This window comes from Nostoc sp. PCC 9305 (genome assembly GCF_963920915.1).
Lineage (GTDB): Bacteria > Cyanobacteriota > Cyanobacteriia > Cyanobacteriales > Nostocaceae > Nostoc.
The window spans coordinates 44,384-58,348 of record NZ_CAWUDN010000030.1 but is presented as its reverse complement, the minus strand read 5'-3'; the positions used below and the strand labels follow the sequence as shown (position 1 = coordinate 58,348).

Genomic DNA, 13,965 nt, shown 5'->3' with positions numbered 1-13,965 from the left:
TTTATTAAAATTTCTTAGCTAAAATCGTAATAAGAATAAATACTTAGTTAAGAACAGGAGGGGTGAGCCATGCAAAGCACCCAGTTCGATCAGATTTTGCGACGAATAGCGACGATATTATCAGTCGTGATTTTCACTCTGTGTTTAATTTATATCTCTACCGGAGTTTTGTTGTCTTTTTACTATGAACCGACAGCAGGCGGAGCTTATAACTCATTGAAGATGATTAATACACAACTGCCATACGGCTGGTTGTTTTGGAGAGCGCATGATCTTGCTGGTAACGCAATAATTGCGATCGCTCTAATTCAAATTGTGGTGATGTTTTTAGGACGGCAATTTCGTAAGAGTTGGCTGGCCGCTTGGATTAGTGTGATTTTGTTAACCCTAAGTGCGATCGGGCTGGATTGGACAGCGATGATTTTAGATTGGACTCAAGAAGGGTACTGGCGTTTTAGCATTGAGCTAGGAACCATCGAAGCCATTCCTTTGATTGGTGGGCAATTGCGCGAAATCCTGACTGGTGGTGGAGCCATTAACACAATTACCGTCGAACACCTTTACACAATCCACAGTTATCTGATTTCGGTAGCGACGCTAATTCTCGCCATAGTACATTTGTCTGCTTTACTCTGGCAAGAATGGCAAATGTATCAAGAAGCGCCCAAACCAGAAAGCGAATTTATTCCTTCTCAAGGCTAATAAAGAGTCAAAGAGGAGTAAAAGGGCAATGAGTATAAGGAAAAGACAAGGTAAATGGGGAAGATAACGGAGAGACTTGTTCAATAATTTCCCCTTGTCCCCTTCTGCCCCTCTGCTCCCCTGCCCCTCATCCCCCAGAAGCCTCACTAGTAGAAAGTTGAGATAATTGGGCGAGGGATAGGTCTTCAACCTCTGGTAACTTTTCTAGAGAGAGGGGAGTGGATTGGGTAGCACCAGATAAGCGTTTTAAAAGGCTAGGTCTGGGGTCATGTAACAGATAAATAATGCGATCGCCAATTTCCCAATCTTGGTTAGCTGGCATTACTTGTAAGCGTTCAGCTCGTTCTACCAATAGCGGTATCAAAACCCCAGTCCGAATCTTTTCTTGGATGCGATCGCATTGAGTCGAAAACTCCAACTCATCTAGCGTAGTTGTCCCCAACTTCACTCGCCCATCGTTCAAATATTCATTCCAAGTTTTAATCGCTAAGTCTGGAATAAAAGCTTGATTAACTTTATTACTAGTCGAGGTACTCGCTTGCGGATCGCGGGGAAAAACAGCTAGGACGCGCGGGGGCTTAAACTCCTCAGCTGCTCTTTGAGCCAAAACAAAATTCACCTCCCCATTACTTGTCATAGCCAAAAAAGTACCTATAGAAGCAAGTCCGGCCTCTTCTAAAACCGCAGCATCTAGCGCACTGCTGGCAATAACCCGGAGATTTTGCGCCTCGGCTTGCACAAGACATTCGGGGTCAGTATCAATCATCACCACGTTTTCTCCCCGTTCTTGAAAGAAACGAGCAATCACAAGACTCAAGGGATTACAACCCACAATTACTGCCCCAGTTACGTCCTTGGAGGTAATTTGCAGCCATTTAGCAACCCAGCCAGCTGTTAGCCCTTGGCAAACAACAGTCATGATAATTGTGAGGAAAACTAAAGCTTTAATGGAATCACCGCCGTTAATGCCTCGCTGTGTCAACGAAATCGCAAAAAAAGAAGCTACAGAGGCGGCAACAATTCCTCTGGGAGCAACCCAGCTTAAAAACAGTTTCTGTCGCCAGTTGAGGTCACTGTTCCAGGTACACAACAGAATATTGATCGGGCGAACCACAAACATTAGTACCAAAACGGTGAATAAACTACCCCAACCCAAAGCAAACACACTGGCAATGGATAGGTCAGCAGCTAATAAGATAAATAGCACTGACACACTGAGAATTGTCAGCTGACCTTTAAAGCTGCGTAACAGACGTTCTTCCGGGACTGAGGAGTTAGCAAAGACTGCTCCTGCAACTACTGTTGTCATGACTCCCGATTCACTGCGGATCATCTGCGATAAGGTAAACAAGCTCCAAAGTATCGCCAACACCACTAAGTTTTTTAGCTCAAATGACAGAAAACTGGCGCGTTTGAAAATCAAACTCATCAGATAACCGCCAGCACCACCAATTGCTGCACCAACACCCAGACGTATAAGTAAACCAACGATCGCATTGATCGGGTCAGCATCGCCGTTCAAAATCGTATCGAGGACAACGAAGGCGAGGATAGCCCCTACAGGATCAATTAAAACCCCTTCTCCTTCCAAAAGTGTTGCCACTTGTCGATCTACATTGATTTGTTTGAGCAATGGGCCAACGACGGTTGGGCCTGTCACCACGACTATGGAAGCATAGAGAAAAGCTATGTTCCAGGGAAATTCACCCAGCCAGTGAGCAGCCATACTCCCGCCAAGCAGCGTGATTAGTGTTCCTTGAGTGACGAGCAATTGTAGGCTGAGTGAAACTCTACCTAACTCACGCAGATCCAAGTTAAGCCCGCCTTCAAACAAAATAATTGCCGTTGCGAGGGCGACTATAACTTCCAGTCCAGTGCCTAGCGAATGGGGATGCAATAGCCCTATACCATCGGAGCCAAACAAAATGCCCAACAGCAATAACAAGACGATGCTGGGTACACGAAGGTATGCAGCCAGCACTTGGGCGCTAATGCCTGCAAAGACAGCGATCGCCATCTGTATGGTGATTTCAAAAGATGCTTCCATATTGTAGATTTTGAGCGATTTATTTCAAAATCTCTTGTAAAAAACCGTAGATATTAACTCTACAGGGTACAACATCATACCCTTTGTTCCTTGCTGTCTTCAGCGTTTTTTAGATATGTGTATACCCCGAAATTCCCAGCGCCCAACGCTGACGCACCCTGCGGCTGACCGCAGAAGCATCTACGGATTTTTTTATTTGTCTCCATATCTTTGTATCTTCTTCAAGCTTTTGCTTCCACCCAGTTTAGCTGCCACAAACTTTTTTTGGCAAAACCTGTTGACAAAGGCAAGGAAATTGGTTAACTTATAAAAGGTCTGAGTCCGATGCCCCCATCGTCTAGAGGCCTAGGACACCTCCCTTTCACGGAGGTAACGGGGATTCGAATTCCCCTGGGGGTACTTAAATGCAATGAAAAGCAAAAGCTTTTTGTTTGAAATCTAGCAATAAAAACCATCATCCAGGAATACACCTGAATGATGGTTTAATTGTCGTTATGCATACGGTTCTTTGTTGGCTAGTTCTTCTACACGTTGGTGAATAGCCAAAAGATTTAACCGCAAATCTTTGCTCAGACGATTTTCAATAATTCCCACTGGCATAGTGAGTTTAGGCCAAACTTGAATTGTGTAGGACAGATTTGTTCCTAAAGACTCACCGAAAGAATAAGGCTCTAAGCACCAGCTACCAGAAAAGCCTTTAAAATCTCCCTCTACCATGCGGAAATTAATTGCTTTAGGGAAGCATTCTTCCAAATCTAGAACTACCCGCGCACAAAAGTTGAAATTCAGTAAGCGTTGGGAGCCTACTTGCTCCAGTCGAATTCCACCATCGGGATGCTCGATTAAACAACTCTTGGCGAGGTTGGGGAGGAAGTCTGGTAAGGCTTCATAATTTGTCAGAACCTTCCAGATTTGCTCCACTGGGTGGGGAATTTGGACTTTAGCACTGATTTGCCGCTGTCGCTCTGCTATTTTCTCAATTTGAACTTCTACCTGAGCAAGCAAATCCCCTTCTAGGTTGGTGTCATCAGTGGAAGATTGCAAATCAGGGTTCTCTGTTGTGTTGTGTTTTTTAGTCACTTTCAGAATTATGGTTTGCTTTCGTCAGAAAATTGGGGCAGAGTCAAGGTGAAGCAAATTTCGCTCTGTTCTGAATCCGAGATTGGGAGACTTTCAACCGCGATCGCTCCATTGAGATGCTGCACTAAAGACTTGACTAAAGCAAGTCCCAAGCCAGTCCCTGGAGTCCAGCGGCCTTTTCCACGACGGAACTTATCAAAGATGTAGGTCGCTTCTTCTTCAGAGATGGCACGTCCTGTATTCGTCACCTTCATGATAACTTGATCGATTTGTTGATCGACTCGGTGAGCCGCTTCAAGGTGGACTATTGTATCAGGCTCTGAGTATTTACAGGCATTCGTTAATAATTCTTGCAGAATACGGTCAAAACTCTCCAGTTCAGTTTGCAGTTTGAGGGATTCTTCTGGCAAATCTATAGAAATTTTTAATCCTTTCTCCGTAAGTTTTTTCTCAAAAGATGCTGCTATATCTTGAATTCTAGTATTTAAATCTATAGATTCTAATTGCGGGGCTTCGTGAGGCGACTCTAGCTTTTGGAGTGTCAACAAATCATTAATCAAGTTGATTTCTTTTGAACATTCCTGCTCAAGAATATCTAGATATCTACCCTGACGCTCTGGCGCTATTCCTGGCAAACGCAAGTTTTTTATTGACATCAGCATATTTGTCAAAGGGTAGCGTAGGCGATCGCTCATGTTACTCAAAAATTCATCTTTGAGTTCATTAAGTTTCCGCAGCTGCTCGACATACTGCCGGGTTCTTTCATGCAATTTCGCTTGGAGTTCTATACTACTCTGGAGTTTCGCCGTCCGATCGTCTACCAAAGTTTGCACTTGACGCAATGTCTGTGACTGAATTATGGCGTTACTCATTTGAGCGCAAACCATTTCCACAAGATTTAATTCTTCTGCTTGCCAATTGCGAATCACAGATTGCTGTAGCACCAAGAATCCTAAAATTTTACCTTGACTTTCCAATGGCACTAAAAGTACCGCAGGCAATTTCTCTATTGCAAATAATGGAGCAGCTGTCAAAGTATCGTTTTGATCTGTATAGTCATTGAAGATTACTGCTTTTCCAGAATCCATGAAGGCACGCTGGCATAAACCACAGTCTGAAATCAAGAAAGACTCAGCTAAGGTGTCTGGTTTACTAGTGACAGAATTTTGTGTTTCTCTAGCCCATTGGGCGATTACACTAGCTTTCGCTTTAGGTATTTGTTTTTTAGCTTGAGTCTTAAATAGTGGATCTGTATATTTTAGTAAGATGAGCAAACCCCGATCTGCCTGTAGAGATTCGGCTGTCGAGGCGATAACTAACTGGAGCATTTGATTCAGCTCCAAGTTGCTACGACTCAATAGGGTTAATTGCTTGATCAAGCTTTGATGGTGCTTGCTTTTTTGCAAAGACTGCTCTTGATGAGTAATTTGTTGAGCTTGTGCCACTCCAGAAAAAGCGATCGCGCAAGCCGACTCCACTTCTTTGAGCAATTGTTTTTCTGATTCACTCCATTCATAAGGTTGGAATTTAATCAGATTAATCACTCCATTATTATTGCCACCAAACCGAGTGGGAATTGCCAAAACCGCTTTTATCGGTAGTGGTAAATATTGACACCCAATTACCAGACTATTCTGAATGATCGAAATGTCTTCAATAGTCAATGGTTGGGCAGCACATTGCAACACTGGCGAGTGCATAAGCAACTGTTCCATCGAAAACATTTCTTCTGGGTGTGGCAACCCTAGATACTCATCAGCACACCAATTAGTAGTAGTAGCTTCGTCTGATGTTTCATCTGCCACTGAAACCAAGCAGCAGCAATCTACTTGAAAAGCAGCTCCTAGCAATTGGGCAATCTCTTGCAGCATCAAAGCCGTAGCAGAGCTATTAGCAATGATTTGGTTAATTTTTTGTACCAACTCGCGGGCAGGTTCTTCCTGATGCTGCATCAGCTTGACTTGGTAAGGTTTTAGTCGATCTATGTCATCTACGTAATGTGGCGGCGATGATAAAGGCTTTTTCATTTCTGGCACGCCCTCGGATAGTTACCCCATTGTTCTTGCACCCAACCTCTTGGCATATTCTTCACCGTTAGTTGTGTTGCTACACCTTGATAATTGACAAATTTTGTATGAATACTTTCTCTCACCTGTTATAGCCCTTTTCTATATCAGATGGCCAAATTTCCACTACATCAAGCAAATTGCTACATTGGAACATAAGTAATAAAATACTCAAAATATCCTATAAATGCTTAAGTTAGCTTATTTTTAGCTGCACTGTCTTGAAATAATTCACTAACTTTATCCTGTCTGTAAGTATACATAAACCGTAATTTCTCTGGAATCACAGCAAAATTCCCCTTTTGAGCGCGTAAAATTACGTAACTTGCTTTATAAAGCTTTATTACATTTCTTGAAAAAACTAGTAGGTTTAACAAGCTACTCCTCGATCTCCGTAACTCTCAGTAAAATATCAACAAAAGTAAAGGAGGCAGGAGGAGGTTGCAATTTTGGCTAAATTGTGAATGCAGCCCAGTTATTAGTAAAAATAACTAGGCTGCATTCGTCTGAATATAAAACTAAACCACATCTATTTTCAGAACTATATTTTTTAAAATAGTAAGAGCATTTTGTACTCCCTGCTGGTAGGGCGGGCTAGATGCCCTCCCTACACCAGGTTTCAAAATAGACGAAGTTTATCCAGCCAAGCTCTCGACACTCAGAGGAACCATATCGCCATTCCTCGTTAGTCCTAACAACATCGGTTCTTGGGGTTGAATTAGTTGACCTGTAAGTACACAGCGTTCTTCTTGCTGAGCTGTGGCAGCTATGCTAGCTCGAATGTCAGATCGCGAAAATCGAGGTTTCCACTCACCTGATTTTTGCTGGACATAATTCCAAAGGATATCTCGGATCAGAGCTTGATATCCCTGATTCCCAGCTATTTCTTTGAGCTTATCTTTGAGTTCCCGTTCTAGGCGAATGCTGGTAACTTCCATATCGGTGGTTGGGGTGCGAGCGATCGTATGCATCAGTTTTTCTCCTTAAAGGTATAGACAGGATAGTAATACAAGTGTAGTATGTTTAAAGGAATGTTCAATAGGTGAAATTTTCTGTGAAATCCATTTACCCCATCTCTACTTCAATTTTGTGCGTTACCAATTGCCGAACCAATTGGGAATCAGCTGCTATGGAAGTGGAGTATTTATTTATGGGCGATGGTAGCCGAAATCATGGGCAAATCACAGAGGGCAATGATGATTATAAGTATGTAGGCTTTAGTGCACTAATTGCAAAACCACAACTAAATCAAAAAAGCGGGGGGTACAGGCGAAGGAATCCTGTACCGATATGAGACCAGAAAATTTTCCGGTCAATTCTAACCCCCGCTTCACCGAAAACTTGAAGCGGGGGTTTTTTTATAAGGAGTTAAGCTGTGACGATATCTTCCATGCGCGGCGCGAACGCAATGCAAGTGTTAGAGCAATCTGTGGTGGTGTTTTCTCAAAATTACTTGCCACTATGTCGGGTCAATATCAAGCGGGCGATTGTGCTGTTAGTGACCAACAAGGCGCAACCACTGGGTTTTACCACAGAAAGCGGCTGGCAAGTTCACTCACCCAGTTTGGTAATTGATGTGCCAAAACATATTCGCTTGACAATCACTTCTAATGAGCGGATGTGGAAAGTTCCGCCTGTGAATCGGCGAGAAGTATTGCGACGAGACCATCACAGTTGCCAATATTGCGGCAGCAGCAAACATCTAACGCTAGATCATGTGATGCCGCGTTCTAAAGGCGGTTCTCACACTTGGGATAACGTAGTCGCAGCTTGTGAAAGATGTAACTCCCGTAAAAGCGATCGCACACTGTTTGAAGTTGGTATGCAACTGCGTACCAAACCAAAACCGCCAATCCACCCCGCGATTTCTTTTGCTGAACAGTTTTGGATAGATATGCAAGCAAACCTGGAATAACAGGAGAGCATAAGGAATGCTGAAATTAACTTACACTGAAAGCAGTTTTGATTTGGAATGTGTCACTCTGTCGCTAGAAGAATGGGTAGCGCAGCGAGTGATTTTAGCCCTGCGAGTTGGGCAAAGTTTATGCATTGAACCCAGTACCGCTTCCTTTTTGCTTCCTGTTGATTTGCCAGGAGTAGAAGTACTGAGGTCTGAGGTAAAAAGAGATGACAGAGAAATTATTGCCCTCTGTGCATGCGATGCCGAATATATGGAAGTCACCCTGCGGGGTTCTTGGCTATCAGCTAGTTCTAAGGATTCTGTCGGTGTGTTTGTCACCACTATGAGCGATCGCGCTGAGTTCTTTTTGCACAAACTTTGGCAGGAAGCTCAAGAAAGTAGTGCTTCTGTCATGAGTGAATAAACGAAATAGTAGGGTGAGGAGAATTTCTCACCTTTATTGCTCCATTTGTAGCAGTTCAGGAATTGTCACAAATCGGTAGCCTTGCTGTTTGAGTCCACTGATGATTTGTGGCAAAGCTTCTACAGTTCTGTGGCGATCGCCACCACCGTCATGCATTAAAACAATAGAACCAGGTTTCGCGCCTTTCAAGACATTATTTACAAATGCCTGCGGTTTGGCGTGAGGATCGGTATCAGCTGAAGTTAGCGACCACATAATGACAGTATCTTTCTGGCTTTTGGCGTAAGCGGCTAGTCCGTTATTTAAAAAGCCTCCAGGAGGACGAAATAGAGAAGTTTTGACTCCTGTAGTTTTGTATATCAAATCGGCTGTGCGATCGATTTCACTCTTAGCTGTGGCTTCATCCATTCGCCGATACCAATGATGCCAAGTATGGTTGCCAATGGCGTGTCCCTCGGCTACTTCACGCTTGGCTAAGTCTGGATTTGCTTCTAAAGCTTGTCCTACCCAAAAGAATGTTGCTTTAACATCATTTTGCTTCAAGATATCCAGCATTTCTAGGGTTGTCTTTGGCCAAGGCCCATCATCAATGGTGAGAGCAATAACCTTTTCGTTGCTGCTGGGTTGCACCTTATAAACTGTTTTTCCCTGAAATTTATCTGGGACTGTAAAGGTAGGGTTTTCTACTTTGACTGATGGTGGTAATTGGGCATTAATTTTGCCCTTTGCTGCATCTGGAAGTGCAGGATGGATTTTGTTTAGTGGCTGGTTCAACCCCAATTGTGGGGAAATACCTGGAGCAATACTACAAGCTGTAATCGTAGAGGCGATCGCGACAAAACTAATTATCTGTTGTCGCTTGAGGTAGTTGTCTTTCACGTCAGGCTTTTAAAGATCAACCAATCATAAGCTGTAGTTTGATTTTTGAGAGGCTTTAGCAAGCTCAAATATAAGCACAGAAGCTTTTATAGACAATTTCCAAAAAACTTTCTAAAACCCCTTGACACCTCTTGTAGTATTTTGTAGTATATTTGTAGTGAGGCGAAAGACAAAGCTTCTCAAGAGTCAAATTTATGTTCTACATCCAACTAAAGGACAGGCGTTGGAATAAACCAGAGTCCATAACCAACAAAGCTGCTTTTACTTGCAAACCATCGGCGGTAGAGGCAATAAACGAAAAAAGTTCTAAGTTTGCACTCATCAAAACCACTGAATACATCCGTAATACACAACAGGCTTGCTACCTAGAGTTTCGGTTGTTTTCTTAACAGTAAAAAGTCAATTATCTGAACCTTGAAAACTAAATAAGAAATGGGCAAGTTCACCAACAAAATCTGTGCCTAAAAACCTCAAAGTTTAAGCACAGATTCAAAAAATCGGGGTGTAGCTCAATTGGCTAGAGCGTTCCGTTGTCTGCGGAAATGTTGCGGGTTCAAGTCCCGTCACCCTGGTTGTAGTCCTGTAGGCGAATAGTTTAAGCCGTCAGCCTCTCAAGCTGAAGATTGCGAGTGCAAATCTCGTCGGGACTCCCAAATGGTCAGGTAGCCAAGTGGTTGAAGGCGTTGGTCTGCAAAACCGATTAGCGCGGGTTCAAATCCCGCTCTGACCTCTGTCGCAGCGTAGCTTAATCCGCAAAGCCCCAGGTTCATACCCTGGTATATGCGGGTGCAAATCCCGCCGCTGCCACCAAATGCAGGGATGGTGTAACGGTAACACCTCGTGACTCCAAATCCGATGTTCTAGGTTCAAATCCTAGTCCCTGTGTCAGACAATTTTAGATTTTTTAGATTAAACAATTTAATCCAAAATCTAAAATTCGGTAAATTATGCCCTCGTGGACTAATGGTTAAGTCAGTGTTCTTTCAAAGCACAGATGCGAGTTCAATTCTCGTCGAGGGAATGATTATGAGTCGGTGGCCGAGTCTGGCTGAAGGCGACAGTCTGTAAAACTGTTCTTTTTTGCACGCAGCTACCCTTCCCTTCGGGACGCTCCGCGAACGGGAAGCAAGCTACAAATCCTGCTCGACCCACTATGGAGAGGTGGCTGAGTGGCTGAAAGCGTCCTCCTGCTAAGAGGAAGCGGGTAGTTAATATCCGTCGCAGGTTCAAATCCTGTTCTCTCCGTTTTGAGAGTGTGGTGTAACTGGATAACATCTCAGTCTACGAAACTGAAGACGTGAGGGTTCAAATCCCTCCACTCTCGTTACATGGGAGAGATGATGGAGTGGCTAATTCGAGTTGAATTAAACCAGTCCACTGGGTAAAACCTATCTCTCCTCCTTATCCCCCGGTAGCTCAGTTGGTAGTTAGCGCCTGTTTGAAGAACAGGAGGTCGTCGGTTCGATTCCGACCTGGGGGGCTTCGTTGCCTCATAGCTCAATGGTAGAGCAAGCGGCTGTTAACCGCGCGGTTGTAGGTTCGAGTCCTACTGAGGCAGCCATTCATAATTCGTAATTACTAATTCGTAATTCGTAATTAAATAGAGATTGATACCCAGGCTTCTATAAACGGCTTGTGTGTTAGTCGGGGTTTAAATCCCCGTCACAGAACATAATTACGAATTACGAACTACGAATTGTTTAATGCCGGGTGGACGAATTGGTAAGTCGCATCGCTCTGAACGATGAGGTTGCAGGTTCAAACCCTGCCCTGGCAATAAAGCCCTGTGGTGTAATTGGCAACATAGCGCCCTTTGAAGGCGAAGATTCCAGGTTCGAGTCCTGGTGGGGCTGCCAAAATTTGCTCCTGTAGCCCAATTGGAAGAGGTGACAGACTTAAAATCTGTTTGGTTGTGGGTTCGACTCCCACCAGGAGTACCAACGGGATGTAATTCAGCGGCCAGAAGCCATGCTTTGGGAGCATGGAGTCGCAGGTTCAAATCCTGCCATCCCGATATGCCCCTGTGACGGAACTGGCATACGTGCTGGAATCAGAGTCCAGATTTTGCAGGTTCAAATCCTGTCAGGGGCACTAAGCTCTCGTGGCGGAACGGAAGACGCACTAGACCGAGGATCTAGTTTTTTGCAGGTTCAAATCCTGTCGGGAGTACCAAAATATCTGGGTGTGGCGCAGGTAAAATCCCTGCCACTCAGACTTTACCCTTGTAGCCCAATGGAAGAGGCGCTTCGCTTAGAACGAAGAGGTTGCTGGTTCAAATCCAGTCAGGGGTATTGGTGAATATGCGGGGATAGAGCAACGGTGGCTCGTCAGGCTCATAACCTGAATATCGGCAGGTTCGACTCCTGCCTCCGTCACCAAAACAGTGCTGGTGTAGCTCAATTGGCAGAGCAACTGACTTGTAATCAGTAGGTTGCAGGTTCAATTCCTGTTACCAGCTTGATGCGGGTGTGATGTAACGTCAGCATGAGATGTTTCCACCGTCTTCGTGCGAGTACCCTGCGGGAAGCAAGCTACAAATCTCGCCGTCCGCTCTGAACTTGCGGGTGTGATGTAATCGGTAGCATCTGAGTACGCCATACTCAGTGCGTGGGTTCAACTCCCTCCACTCGCTTGCGTAGTCCTGTAGCTCAATTGGTAGAGTGTCTTCCTTACAAGAAGAATGTTGCGGGTTCAATTCCTGCCAGGACTACCAAATATTGGGAGTGTAGCTCAATGGAATAGAGCTTCGAGCTTCTACCTCGAAAGTTGTGGGTTCAAGTCCTACCACTCCCGCCTTATGGGTCTGTAGCTTAATTGGTAAAGCGTCTAACTGGCTGTTAGAAAGTTGTCGGTTCAATTCCGACCAGTATCCACCAAATATGGGGTCATAGCTCAAATGGCTAGAGCGCCTGCCTTGCAAGCAGGAGGTTATGGGTTCAATTCCCATTGATTCCACTGATGGTGTCTGAAGCCAAAGTGGTCGAGGCGCTGGTTTGTGGAACCAGTCATAGCGGGTTCAAGCCCCGTCAGATACCCCTCAATGGAAGATGCCGCTGAATGGACGGCAACTGGTCTTGAAAACCAGGGTATGGGCAACTGTAGGGGTTCGATTCCTCCATCTTCCTCTTTTTCCACCTGAAGCCGAAAAGTGAGGCGCTGTGCTGATAACACAGAAATAGGAGGGGCAGTACCTCCCTGGTGGATTGATATCGAGTGTTGGTATTACAAAGCTTGCGATGTAATACGATCGCACTTGCTCATTTCTTATTTAAATTAACCAGGGTGGTTGGCATACCGGCTGTGCAGCGGGCTTTTAACCCGCAGAAATAGGTTCGACCCCTATACCACCCACTAAACAATTAAAAATTTAAAATTTAAAATTCAAAATTAAGAAATACAATCTTAGCTAGACTTTTGGCAATTGCTAATATGGTACTCGAATGCATTTTGGGTTATGAATAGCAACTAGCGATCGCTAGTTCAGCATGTTGCAATAATACATCTTTATCCAAAGCATGTATGGGATATTGCGGTGTTACTGCTAGTAGTTTCTCAATTCTTTCTCTAGCTGCTTCTACCACTGCTTCATCTAAGCTACCGTTACTGAGCGAATCAGCAAAATCTTCAGCAATCCGATAAGTTCTTTCAATAGATGATGAATTAATATTACGCGATACAATAAATAGATCGCAGCCTGCATTAAATGACCGCGCTACAGTACCAGTTTTCATAAAAATATCTGAGATCGCTTTCATATCCAAATCATCAGATACAACTACCCCCTCAAAGCCAAGTTCCTCTCTAAGTAAGGTTTTGAGGATAGCCTGAGAAAGCGTTCCTGGCACATCAGGATCTATCTTGGGAAATAAGATATGGACAGTCATCATCAAAGGAATCTGTACTTCGATTAAAGCTCTGAAGGGTATAAGTTCTCGAAGTCGCAGGTCTTCTAGAGTTAAATTCAGTATTGGTAACTCAATGTGAGAGTCTTTGCTGGTGTCTCCATGTCCGGGGAAGTGTTTAGCGCATCCCAAAATTCCTGAATCTCGAAGTCCAAGGTAGTAATCACGCGCACCTTGAGTAGCAGTTTCGGGAGTGTTACCAAAGGCGCGAGGCCCAATCACTGGGTTGTCGGGATGGGAAAAAATATCGGCGATAGGTGCCCAAGATAAATTGATTCCCAGTGATTTTAGTTCTACCGCTGTGGCTTTTGCTACTTCATAAGCGTGCGATCGCAGCAAAAAGGCATGAGGAAAGCGGGTAATTGGCGGTGGTGTACGAATTACACGACCTCCTTCATGATCGAGAGTCATGAACATAGAATCACGTTCAGTATATTCTCGTATCTGCCTGTTTAAATCCTTGAAGCTTTCCAGCCAAACCTGATATGGAGTGCCATCCAAAAAGTTCTTAGCAAAAAATATCGCCCCAATCGGTTTCAATTCATTGAGTGCGCGTTTATCATCATCACTTAATGTCGTGCCAGAAATACCTAGAATCAGGTGATGTCCAAAGCGCTTTAGCTCTTGCGATGCACCCATAACTTTTACCTATAAGTTGTGCGGTAAACAACTCAGTTGTTCAACCTAGAGGACATAGATTTTTATCCTACACCTTATGGGAAGCAGAAAGTTTCCCAAGTAGTCTTTAACCAATACCCCCGATATTTACTCAAAGCAAATACACGAATTAGCAAATAAATCAACTACTTTCAGACCACATTTGAGATTAACTTATTTTCAGTCAAAGGAAATACTTTTGTTTGCCTAATTTTCCTCCATGTAAAGATAGATGAAATGCTCGCTCAAACCTATTGCCAACAATGGTATTAACAATTTGTTCGGGTAGGTGCGCGTAGGTAAAATTC

10 protein-coding genes and 29 tRNA genes are annotated in these 13,965 nt (G+C 44.0%); 32 read left to right on the top strand and 7 right to left on the bottom strand.

The window, feature by feature from the left end; all coding sequences use genetic code 11:
- Positions 1-69: 69 nt before the first annotated feature.
- The gene (locus ACM0OX_RS13700) at positions 70-702 is read left to right on the top strand and encodes a cytochrome b N-terminal domain-containing protein (protein ID WP_414515439.1); all 633 of its coding nucleotides are present in this window, start codon (positions 70-72) and stop codon (positions 700-702) included.
- Between the two features lie 127 nt (positions 703-829).
- Here the strand turns inward: ACM0OX_RS13700 and ACM0OX_RS13695 are convergent, their stop codons facing one another.
- Positions 830-2,749: a cation:proton antiporter gene (locus ACM0OX_RS13695; RefSeq protein WP_414515437.1), complete on the bottom strand. Its 1,920-nt coding sequence runs from the start codon at positions 2,747-2,749 to the stop codon at positions 830-832.
- 326 nt (positions 2,750-3,075) lie between these two features.
- Between ACM0OX_RS13695 and ACM0OX_RS13690 the strand changes: the two genes are divergently transcribed.
- Positions 3,076-3,148: transfer RNA gene (locus ACM0OX_RS13690), tRNA-Glu, on the top strand.
- Between the two features lie 93 nt (positions 3,149-3,241).
- Here the strand turns inward: ACM0OX_RS13690 and ACM0OX_RS13685 are convergent.
- The 3 genes from ACM0OX_RS13685 to ACM0OX_RS13675 form a co-directional block, all read right to left on the bottom strand.
- Positions 3,242-3,829: an SRPBCC family protein gene (locus ACM0OX_RS13685; protein WP_414515436.1), complete on the bottom strand. Its 588-nt coding sequence runs from the start codon at positions 3,827-3,829 to the stop codon at positions 3,242-3,244.
- 8 nt (positions 3,830-3,837) lie between these two features.
- Positions 3,838-5,856 carry a GAF domain-containing protein gene (locus tag ACM0OX_RS13680; protein ID WP_414515434.1) on the bottom strand — a complete coding sequence of 673 codons (2,019 nt, stop codon included), beginning with the start codon at positions 5,854-5,856 and terminating at the stop codon, positions 3,838-3,840.
- Between the two features lie 674 nt (positions 5,857-6,530).
- On the bottom strand, positions 6,531-6,866 hold the full coding sequence (locus ACM0OX_RS13675; protein WP_094347436.1) for a hypothetical protein: 336 nt from the start codon (positions 6,864-6,866) through the stop codon (positions 6,531-6,533).
- 437 nt (positions 6,867-7,303) lie between these two features.
- On the opposite strand from ACM0OX_RS13675, the gene ACM0OX_RS13670 reads away from it, so the two are divergent.
- Both ACM0OX_RS13670 and ACM0OX_RS13665 read left to right on the top strand, forming a co-directional pair.
- Positions 7,304-7,810, top strand: coding sequence for an HNH endonuclease (locus tag ACM0OX_RS13670; RefSeq protein ID WP_414515471.1), 507 nt, complete (start codon positions 7,304-7,306; stop codon positions 7,808-7,810).
- 16 nt (positions 7,811-7,826) lie between these two features.
- Positions 7,827-8,219: an alr0857 family protein gene (locus ACM0OX_RS13665; RefSeq protein WP_414515432.1), complete on the top strand. Its 393-nt coding sequence runs from the start codon at positions 7,827-7,829 to the stop codon at positions 8,217-8,219.
- Positions 8,220-8,252: 33 nt separating this feature from the next.
- Here ACM0OX_RS13665 and ACM0OX_RS13660 read toward each other — a convergent pair whose 3' ends face one another.
- Both ACM0OX_RS13660 and ACM0OX_RS13655 read right to left on the bottom strand, forming a co-directional pair.
- Positions 8,253-9,098: a polysaccharide deacetylase family protein gene (locus ACM0OX_RS13660; RefSeq protein WP_414515430.1), complete on the bottom strand. Its 846-nt coding sequence runs from the start codon at positions 9,096-9,098 to the stop codon at positions 8,253-8,255.
- A gap of 199 nt (positions 9,099-9,297) precedes the next feature.
- Positions 9,298-9,420, bottom strand: coding sequence for a hypothetical protein (locus ACM0OX_RS13655; RefSeq protein ID WP_414515428.1), 123 nt, complete (start codon positions 9,418-9,420; stop codon positions 9,298-9,300).
- Between the two features lie 176 nt (positions 9,421-9,596).
- On the opposite strand from ACM0OX_RS13655, the gene ACM0OX_RS13650 reads away from it, so the two are divergent.
- The 28 genes from ACM0OX_RS13650 to ACM0OX_RS13515 all read left to right on the top strand — a co-directional run bounded on the left by ACM0OX_RS13650 (position 9,597) and on the right by ACM0OX_RS13515 (position 12,449).
- A tRNA-Asp gene (locus ACM0OX_RS13650) sits at positions 9,597-9,670 on the top strand.
- Between the two features lie 4 nt (positions 9,671-9,674).
- Positions 9,675-9,751, top strand: a tRNA-Glu gene (locus tag ACM0OX_RS13645).
- Between the two features lie 3 nt (positions 9,752-9,754).
- Positions 9,755-9,828: transfer RNA gene (locus ACM0OX_RS13640), tRNA-Cys, on the top strand.
- Between the two features lie 4 nt (positions 9,829-9,832).
- Positions 9,833-9,908 (top strand) — tRNA-Ile (locus tag ACM0OX_RS13635).
- Between the two features lie 3 nt (positions 9,909-9,911).
- Positions 9,912-9,983, top strand: a tRNA-Trp gene (locus ACM0OX_RS13630).
- Positions 9,984-10,048: 65 nt separating this feature from the next.
- Positions 10,049-10,119, top strand: a tRNA-Glu gene (locus tag ACM0OX_RS13625).
- 7 nt (positions 10,120-10,126) lie between these two features.
- A tRNA-Tyr gene (locus ACM0OX_RS13620) sits at positions 10,127-10,249 on the top strand.
- Positions 10,250-10,253: 4 nt separating this feature from the next.
- Positions 10,254-10,343: transfer RNA gene (locus ACM0OX_RS13615), tRNA-Ser, on the top strand.
- A 4-nt stretch (positions 10,344-10,347) separates the two neighbouring features.
- A tRNA-Arg gene (locus tag ACM0OX_RS13610) sits at positions 10,348-10,422 on the top strand.
- An 81-nt stretch (positions 10,423-10,503) separates the two neighbouring features.
- Positions 10,504-10,578, top strand: a tRNA-Phe gene (locus ACM0OX_RS13605).
- Between the two features lie 6 nt (positions 10,579-10,584).
- A tRNA-Asn gene (locus tag ACM0OX_RS13600) sits at positions 10,585-10,659 on the top strand.
- A gap of 143 nt (positions 10,660-10,802) precedes the next feature.
- A tRNA-Gln gene (locus ACM0OX_RS13595) sits at positions 10,803-10,875 on the top strand.
- 3 nt (positions 10,876-10,878) lie between these two features.
- Positions 10,879-10,954, top strand: a tRNA-Gln gene (locus tag ACM0OX_RS13590).
- Positions 10,955-10,960: 6 nt separating this feature from the next.
- A tRNA-Leu gene (locus tag ACM0OX_RS13585) sits at positions 10,961-11,038 on the top strand.
- A 1-nt stretch (position 11,039) separates the two neighbouring features.
- Positions 11,040-11,112 (top strand) — tRNA-Pro (locus tag ACM0OX_RS13580).
- A gap of 3 nt (positions 11,113-11,115) precedes the next feature.
- Positions 11,116-11,189: transfer RNA gene (locus ACM0OX_RS13575), tRNA-Leu, on the top strand.
- Between the two features lie 4 nt (positions 11,190-11,193).
- Positions 11,194-11,270, top strand: a tRNA-Leu gene (locus tag ACM0OX_RS13570).
- A 46-nt stretch (positions 11,271-11,316) separates the two neighbouring features.
- Positions 11,317-11,389 (top strand) — tRNA-Leu (locus tag ACM0OX_RS13565).
- A 10-nt stretch (positions 11,390-11,399) separates the two neighbouring features.
- Positions 11,400-11,476, top strand: a tRNA-Met gene (locus ACM0OX_RS13560).
- A 7-nt stretch (positions 11,477-11,483) separates the two neighbouring features.
- Positions 11,484-11,556: transfer RNA gene (locus ACM0OX_RS13555), tRNA-Thr, on the top strand.
- 102 nt (positions 11,557-11,658) lie between these two features.
- Positions 11,659-11,730: transfer RNA gene (locus tag ACM0OX_RS13550), tRNA-Gly, on the top strand.
- A 5-nt stretch (positions 11,731-11,735) separates the two neighbouring features.
- Positions 11,736-11,811 (top strand) — tRNA-Val (locus ACM0OX_RS13545).
- Positions 11,812-11,817: 6 nt separating this feature from the next.
- Positions 11,818-11,891, top strand: a tRNA-Arg gene (locus tag ACM0OX_RS13540).
- A 6-nt stretch (positions 11,892-11,897) separates the two neighbouring features.
- Positions 11,898-11,974, top strand: a tRNA-Ala gene (locus ACM0OX_RS13535).
- 5 nt (positions 11,975-11,979) lie between these two features.
- Positions 11,980-12,053: transfer RNA gene (locus tag ACM0OX_RS13530), tRNA-Ala, on the top strand.
- 6 nt (positions 12,054-12,059) lie between these two features.
- Positions 12,060-12,133: transfer RNA gene (locus ACM0OX_RS13525), tRNA-His, on the top strand.
- A gap of 7 nt (positions 12,134-12,140) precedes the next feature.
- A tRNA-OTHER gene (locus tag ACM0OX_RS13520) sits at positions 12,141-12,223 on the top strand.
- A 155-nt stretch (positions 12,224-12,378) separates the two neighbouring features.
- Positions 12,379-12,449: transfer RNA gene (locus ACM0OX_RS13515), tRNA-Lys, on the top strand.
- Positions 12,450-12,550: 101 nt separating this feature from the next.
- Here the strand turns inward: ACM0OX_RS13515 and ACM0OX_RS13510 are convergent.
- Positions 12,551-13,639 (bottom strand): glycoside hydrolase family 3 N-terminal domain-containing protein, encoded by a 1,089-nt coding sequence (locus tag ACM0OX_RS13510; RefSeq protein ID WP_414515426.1) that lies wholly within the window; start codon positions 13,637-13,639, stop codon positions 12,551-12,553.
- Between the last annotated feature and the right edge of the window lie 326 nt (positions 13,640-13,965).